Origin of the sequence: Leptolyngbya sp. BC1307 (assembly GCF_002286735.1) — a bacterium.
Lineage (GTDB): Bacteria > Cyanobacteriota > Cyanobacteriia > Phormidesmidales > Phormidesmidaceae > Phormidesmis.
Genome location: NZ_NRTA01000028.1, coordinates 48,960 through 55,200 on the forward strand (window position 1 = coordinate 48,960; position 6,241 = coordinate 55,200).

Sequence of the window (6,241 nt, forward strand, 5' to 3'; positions counted from 1 at the left end):
TGCTGGCTATCTGAAGGGAAATCGCACCTTGAAGGAAATTGACCCTCGCTCCGATTGTGCCTCGTTCAGCGCCGGGTCTGGCTTGGGCTGTCTAGCGGTCGGCTGATCCGCTGAAGCATCGGCTGCGGGGATAGTACTGGATAAGTGGCTAGCGGAATCGTCCTCAGCGCCCTTTAGTTTAGGCAAGTGGGCGGCATTGCTCACTGCCGCTAGCCCTATGCCGCCTAAAATCAGCACCGCGCCCGAAGGCTGTTTGCTGCCTAGCTCAGCCAGCCACTGCCATAGCTCCGCCCCCATAAATAGCAACCCAAAACATACCAGCCAAAACTTCATTGCGGGTAGCCCCCGTAGATCTGCGACCAGCATACCCCCAGCCTACCCAATCTAAAATGGGTCTAGTCACCTTATTGAGGAGTAATAACGCTAGAGTAAGAAGATATTTTGTAACGCACCCAGCTGCCCTGTGAAAGATCGATCCGATGCACCCTTCAAAGGCATTACCCTCCTCTCCAAACGAGAAATTGAGGCGATGCGTCCGGCCTGTCGGCTGTCATCTGAGCTGCTAGACTACCTGACTCCGATGGTTCAGCCAGGTATCAGCACGCTAGAACTCAACGACGCTGCCGAAGAATGGACCCAGCAGCACGGGGCCATCAGTGCGCCGTTGGGTTACCCCGGCCCGAAAGGGGCGATTGACTTTCCCAAATCTATCTGTACCAGTATTAATGAAGTGGTGTGCCACGGCATTCCCAACAAAAAAGACATTTTGCAAAGCGGTGACATCGTCAATATAGATGTAACCCCCTTGCTCAACAGTTATCACGGCGACAGTTCTCGTACCTTTTTAGTGGGTGAGGTCTCTCCGCAGGCGCGCCGGCTGGTCGAAGTGACCCAAAAGGCCATGTGGAAAGGTATTGAAGCGGTCAAAGTGGGCGGGCGCATTGGCGATATTGGCGCGGCTATTCAAGAATATGCCGAAGCAGAAGGCTTCTCAGTCGTGCGTGATTTTGTCGGTCACGGCGTTCACCGAATTTTTCACGCTGAGCCGCAGATTCCTCACTATGGCGTTCGTGGTAAGGGCAAAAAAATTCGCCCTGGTATGGTCTTTACCATCGAACCGATGCTGAATGAGGGCACTTATGACGTAGAGCTACTCGCTGACCAGTGGACGGCGGTGACCAAAGATCGGAAGCTCTCTGCCCAGTTTGAGCACACCCTGGCGGTGACCAAAGCGGGTGTAGAAGTGCTGACTTATTTACCTACAGCCGTCGTCGCCTGATCCGTCGCTTGACCTGTCATCTGAGGAGCGGCCCGATACTCTGGCGCTAGCATCGACATGATCAGCATATCTTCGTAGCCTGAAGCGGTTTTCCAACTGTCTCGCAGAATGCCTTCGACGACGAAGCCCTCGCGTTTGTACAGAGACTGGGCCCGCTGGTTGCTGCTGATTACGTCAAGCCAGAGGCGGTGATAGCCCAGCGTATCAAACGCAAACGCTTTCACCCATTGCAAGATCTGCCTGCCGTAGCCGTTCCCTTTTTTGACAACGACAATCCGCTGCAGATTTATCGTCAGGTGAGGGTTCTCCAATCCGGTCAAAATCACGTAGCCGACCGGCTCATGGTTTTGCTCTGCGACGAAGTGGGCTTCGTCTGTAGCGGCGATCGCCCCTTCATGCTGTGCCCGTGACCACTGGCCGACATAGGGCGCATTCTCAAAATACTGTTCAGCAGCGAGCACCCAGGTCAGATCTGTCGGGCGAGTGGGCCGCAGCTCGATACGGTGAGTAGACATAGACAGATGAAGTAGGTGTGAATGAACTTGGTGGTATATTCTCACTTAAAAGAAAAACCACAACCAGCGCTAATGAAGTGGCTATGCGTCTAGAACAAAAAGTAGCCCTGGTTACTAGTAGCAGCCCAGGCATTTGTGCAAGTACGGCTCAGCAGCTCGCTAGAGAAGGGGCCAAAGTGATGATCTGCGGTCGCAATGCCACTCAGGGCCGCGCTACGGTCGTTCAGATTCAAAATGAGGGGGGGCGGGCTAGTTTTGTCTTGGCCGATACGGCCATTGTCAGCGATGTGCAGGCGGCTATCAATGAGACGATCGCCACCTATGGCCGTTTAGATATTTTGTTTAACCATGCTAGCAGTCGCCATGTCGCCGATGGCCCCTTATTAGAAGTCTCAGAAACTGCTTGGGAGCGGATCGTTGAAACGACGCTCAAGAGCACTTTTTTTTGCTGTCAGTACGCGCTGCCGTTTTTGCAGCAGTCAGGGCAAGGCACGATTATCAATTTGGTTGGGCCGTCGCCTGAGGCGGGTTCGGTTGCGGCGATCTGTCAGGGGGGTGTACTGGCGATGACAGGGGCGATCGCTCAGCAGGTTTCTGCCAATACCGTCACGGCTAATCTGATCTGGGCCAGCCGGGCGGCGCCAGTGAGTCCTGCTAGCTCAGCGCCAGTCGCCCTGGGTCTGCTGGTAGAGCCCGTTCTCTATGGCCCAGGTGGTTCGTCAGTGGCTCCTTTTGCAGACATCGCCGAGGCGGTCATTTACTTGATCTGTCACAGCGATATGCTTCATGGCTCAGCGCTGATCGTCCAGCCGGCAGCAGACGATACCGGCGCTGGCAGCGGTGGCTAATGCTCGATATCTTCCTCTAGCAGGTCATACTCGCCCGTCCATACGGTCATTAGCAGCGTCAGGCCCGGTTGCGTGAGCATAGCTTCGCCATCTTGGATCTCAACGTCAGCAGAACTGCCGCCGGCTGCCTCTACCAGATCGATCATCCACAGGTAGCAGGGATCGCCGGGCTGCCGGAGTAGCGTCTCTAGCCGGGCCTGCTTCGTGAGCGATAGCCGCCGCTGCAAAAGTACGTACAGTGAGACCTGCGTGCGCTGCTCAACGCCGCCCAGCACCTGCTGTAAATACCAGGCAGCCTGCCCGTCGGCTAAGTGATCTAAGCGCTGCTCAAGGCGAGTGAGCATCTGCTCGACAAAGTGAGTGCCCAAATAGGCATCGAGATATTCAGCCGGTACAGCGGGGTCTAGCTCTATTTGCTGACAGATGCTGGCCCAGTCAACTTCAGGAAAAGCCGCTTTGAGTTTTTCAAAGGCGCGATCGCTAATCTGCGCCGAAGCCGTCCCCAAATCGTAGGAAAAGTCTTTACCCGGCGTGGCCCCAGCCTCTATTAGCATGCGAAAGAGCCGCACTGCGTCGTCAGCCATGTTCTGTAGACCTCCTGCTGTTAGGGCCCGGCTTATCCTCGCGTTGCCGACTTGGGCAGGTCGCGATAAGCCGCATACACTGCGTTGACGTTATACCAGTTTAAGAACACTCGCGAGAGTTCTTGTGAGAGCTGCGGGTAGCCCCGGTCAATCAGCCAGCGGAGCGTTGGCCCCAGCGATCGCTCATTGAGCAGCCCGCCCAGCGACAGTGAACCCCACAGCAGCCGGTGCAGCCAGGTCATCTGGATCATCAGCCGCACGTCCAGCGTCGGATGCTTCTGGTAGAAGACAACGCCCATCCGCGCCCGCTGAATTTCTTTATCAATGAGCTCGGGCAGTTCTTCGACTGAGAAGGCCGGATGCCAGTGATAGCCTACCGCTTCAGGGCTCTTGATCAGCGAGAGCCCATTGTTTTTTAGCCGCACGCCTAGCTCCAGATCTTCCCAACCATACTGAGTAAACTGCGGATCAAATAAACCCGCCTCCAGTAGCCAACGCTTGGCGATCGCCACATTCCCCGTCGCAAAAAAGGCCCGCGAATAGTCCGTCACCTTAAATGGCTCAGAAGTCGGCGCGTCAAAATTACAGGTATTCACCACCCGCCCATAGGTAAACACGCGCTCATTGCCCTGCTCATAGGCTTGGGTCAGCGCATCGGCATGGTGCTGCAAAAAGCCGTCTAAAACGACCAGATCGCTATCAATGAAGATAATCGTATCGCCCTCAGCCTGCTTGACGCCGAAATTGCGAGCGATCGCCGCCCCCTCATGGTCTTGCTCATATAGCTTCACATGCGGCAGCTCAGCCGCCTGCTCCTGCAGCCAGGCCACCGTACCATCGGTCGAGCCATCGTCCACCAGCACAATCTCATAGCCTTCTACTTGCCCATTGGGGCGCAGCACCTGATTTTCCATCGCCCGCAGGCACTTTTCCAAAATCGGCTGACGATTGTAAGTAGGGATGACAACGCTAAAGAACATAGAGCTAAAAACCATGGGCCTCGATGTTTTCATTTCCTCACATTCTATTTCATCCCTCAGCTATCAGCGAAGCAGCTCAATTTCATATCAGGCCAGTAGCTCACCCCTTTCTCCCTTCCCCCTTTCCCCTTCCTCTCCTCTCCCTAATCCTTCTCCCGACTCCCCCACCCTGCAATAATATGAAGCGGATCACCTCAAACATGGATAAAAACAGCTATGGGCCCTGCAGATAAAGTCGTTTTGGCATATTCGGGCGGTGTCGATACCACCGTCTGCATTCCTTATCTCAAAGAAAAATACGGCGTTAAGGAAGTCATTACTCTAGCTGCCGACTTGGGCCAAGGTGACGAACTAGAGCCCATTCGCCAAAAAGCGCTCAAGTGCGGTGCATCCGAATCCGTCGTGACCGATGTGACTGAACCCTTCATCACCGACTACGCTTTTCCGGCCATTCAAGCCAATGCCCTCTACGAAAACCGCTATCCGCTCTCTACTGCGCTAGCTCGCCCTCTCATCGCCAAGCTACTGGTTGACACGGCTGAAGAATACGGCGCAGATGCTGTAGCTCATGGCTGTACTGGCAAGGGTAATGATCAGGTGCGGTTCGATGTGGCGATCGCTGCTCTCAACCCCGACTTGAAAGTACTTGCCCCCGCCCGTGAATGGGGCATGAGCCGCGAAGAAGCGATGGCCTACGGCGAAAAATTTGGCCTGACTTTTCCGGTCAAAAAGTCTTCGCCCTACAGCATTGACCGCAACCTGCTAGGCCGCTCCGTTGAAGCGGGGCCATTAGAAGATCCCTGGATAGAGCCTCAGGAAGAAGTGTTTATCATGACTCAAGGGCTAGCGCTCGCCCCAGACGAACCCGAATACGTCGAAATTGGCTTTGAGCAAGGCCGACCCGTCAGTCTCAATGGCGACGCCCTCTCCCCGGTGGCGCTGGTCACCCAGCTCAACGAGATCGCCGGTCGTCACGGCGTAGGCCGCATTGACATGATCGAAAACCGCTTAGTCGGCATTAAGTCACGCGAGATTTATGAAGCGCCTGCCCTGCTGGTATTGATCGCCGCGCACCGCGATTTAGAAAGCCTCACCCTCACAGGCGATGTCACCCAGTACAAGCGCAACATTGAGCAAACCTACGCCCAGATGATCTACAACGGCCTCTGGTACAGCCCGCTCAAGTCGGCTCTTGACGCCTTCATCAGCCAAACGCAGACCCGCGTCTCGGGCACCGTGCGCATCAAGCTGTTTAAGGGCAACGCCATCATCGCCGGTCGCAAATCAGAAAACGCTCTCTATACAGACGAACTCTCCACCTACAGCGCCGACGACAAATTTGACCACAAAGCTGCCGAAGGATTCATTTACGTTTGGGGACTACCCACCCGCGTCTGGTCGCAGCAAACTCGCTAAAGCCATCGGTTATGGCGGGTCCCGGATGCATTCGGGTCCCGCGAGTCACTTTTCCCGTTGCAACACAAGCCTTTCAGCCGGTGTGATGATCCTCAGCAAAGTGACCAACGCTATAGCTTTGGACTGTTCTGCCGATGGCGCTGCCAAAAGTCTGTCAATACCTTTGCTAAAAATAGCGCCATTGGCATTTCTATCCCTAATTCAGACCGAGAGCTGCCGCGAGCATAATATTCTCTAGAGAATGCAAAAAACAGAACGCAAAAAACGACTTTCATCTCATATCTAAATGTCAGCAGCCGGTGGCTGAGGCAACCAGCATTCAACGCTTTGAACCAGCAACGCCGCTTAAAAATAAGGTTAACCTAGTGGAGCGTCAGAGCTTAATTTGAGGATAAATGGAAATCAGTTTACACCGAGCATCCTCAACTTTCATTTGCCAGTCAACCCCTCGTTGAGTGTTGTTGATATCCGTTGACCAAGCCGCAATTTCGCTGCGGATGGTTTCGATATCCTCGAATCGTTTACCGTCAACACATTGACGGGTCATCGCGCTCAGCTCGTTCTCTGCGACATTCAGCCAACTGCCATGCTTCGGGGTGTAGCAAAACTCAATGCGCCG

The 6,241-nt window shown here is 54.6% G+C and carries 7 protein-coding genes and 1 pseudogene; 3 read left to right on the top strand and 5 right to left on the bottom strand.

The features are described 5' to 3' along the window. Positions 1-6: 6 nt before the first annotated feature. Positions 7-366 (bottom strand): hypothetical protein, encoded by a 360-nt coding sequence (locus tag CKL79_RS14905; RefSeq protein ID WP_121970375.1) that lies wholly within the window; start codon positions 364-366, stop codon positions 7-9. A 163-nt stretch (positions 367-529) separates the two neighbouring features. Here CKL79_RS14905 and map point away from each other — a divergent pair, with 163 nt between their 5' ends. Continuing rightward, positions 530-1,279, top strand: a complete 750-nt coding sequence (gene map / locus CKL79_RS14910; protein ID WP_240518877.1) for a type I methionyl aminopeptidase — start codon at positions 530-532, stop codon at positions 1,277-1,279. On the opposite strand, the gene CKL79_RS14915 is transcribed toward map, so the two are convergent. Continuing rightward, the gene (locus CKL79_RS14915; protein ID WP_121970377.1) at positions 1,252-1,794 is read right to left on the bottom strand and encodes a GNAT family protein; all 543 of its coding nucleotides are present in this window, start codon (positions 1,792-1,794) and stop codon (positions 1,252-1,254) included. The two genes, map and CKL79_RS14915, sit on opposite strands and share 28 nt — an antisense overlap. An 83-nt stretch (positions 1,795-1,877) precedes the next feature. Between CKL79_RS14915 and CKL79_RS14920 the strand changes: the two genes are divergently transcribed. Further along, positions 1,878-2,642, top strand: coding sequence for an SDR family NAD(P)-dependent oxidoreductase (locus tag CKL79_RS14920; RefSeq protein ID WP_121970378.1), 765 nt, complete (start codon positions 1,878-1,880; stop codon positions 2,640-2,642). Here CKL79_RS14920 and CKL79_RS14925 read toward each other — a convergent pair. Then, positions 2,639-3,226 carry a hypothetical protein gene (locus tag CKL79_RS14925; protein WP_121970379.1) on the bottom strand — a complete coding sequence of 196 codons (588 nt, stop codon included), beginning with the start codon at positions 3,224-3,226 and terminating at the stop codon, positions 2,639-2,641. The genes CKL79_RS14920 and CKL79_RS14925 overlap by 4 nt on opposite strands. A gap of 32 nt (positions 3,227-3,258) precedes the next feature. Continuing rightward, a complete protein-coding gene (locus CKL79_RS14930) occupies positions 3,259-4,206 on the bottom strand; it encodes a glycosyltransferase (protein ID WP_121970386.1) in 948 nt (315 codons plus the stop codon). Between the two features lie 216 nt (positions 4,207-4,422). Between CKL79_RS14930 and CKL79_RS14935 the strand changes: the two genes are divergently transcribed. Next, a complete protein-coding gene (locus tag CKL79_RS14935; protein ID WP_121970380.1) occupies positions 4,423-5,622 on the top strand; it encodes an argininosuccinate synthase in 1,200 nt (399 codons plus the stop codon). 373 nt (positions 5,623-5,995) lie between these two features. Here CKL79_RS14935 and CKL79_RS14940 read toward each other — a convergent pair. Continuing rightward, positions 5,996-6,241, bottom strand: a pseudogene (locus CKL79_RS14940) (IS630 family transposase); the annotation flags it as partial.

Excerpts from the sequence above, each read along its gene's own strand:
- CKL79_RS14930 (WP_121970386.1), bottom strand. The coding sequence starts at position 4,206 with ATGTTCTTTAGCGTTGTCATCCCTACTTACAATCGTCAGCCGATTTTG.
- CKL79_RS14915 (WP_121970377.1), bottom strand. The coding sequence starts at position 1,794 with ATGTCTACTCACCGTATCGAGCTGCGGCCCACTCGCCCGACAGATCTG.
- CKL79_RS14925 (WP_121970379.1), bottom strand. The coding sequence starts at position 3,226 with ATGGCTGACGACGCAGTGCGGCTCTTTCGCATGCTAATAGAGGCTGGG.
- CKL79_RS14920 (WP_121970378.1), top strand. The coding sequence starts at position 1,878 with ATGCGTCTAGAACAAAAAGTAGCCCTGGTTACTAGTAGCAGCCCAGGC.
- CKL79_RS14905 (WP_121970375.1), bottom strand. The coding sequence starts at position 366 with ATGCTGGTCGCAGATCTACGGGGGCTACCCGCAATGAAGTTTTGGCTG.
- map (WP_240518877.1), top strand. The coding sequence starts at position 530 with ATGCGTCCGGCCTGTCGGCTGTCATCTGAGCTGCTAGACTACCTGACT.
- CKL79_RS14935 (WP_121970380.1), top strand. The coding sequence starts at position 4,423 with ATGGGCCCTGCAGATAAAGTCGTTTTGGCATATTCGGGCGGTGTCGAT.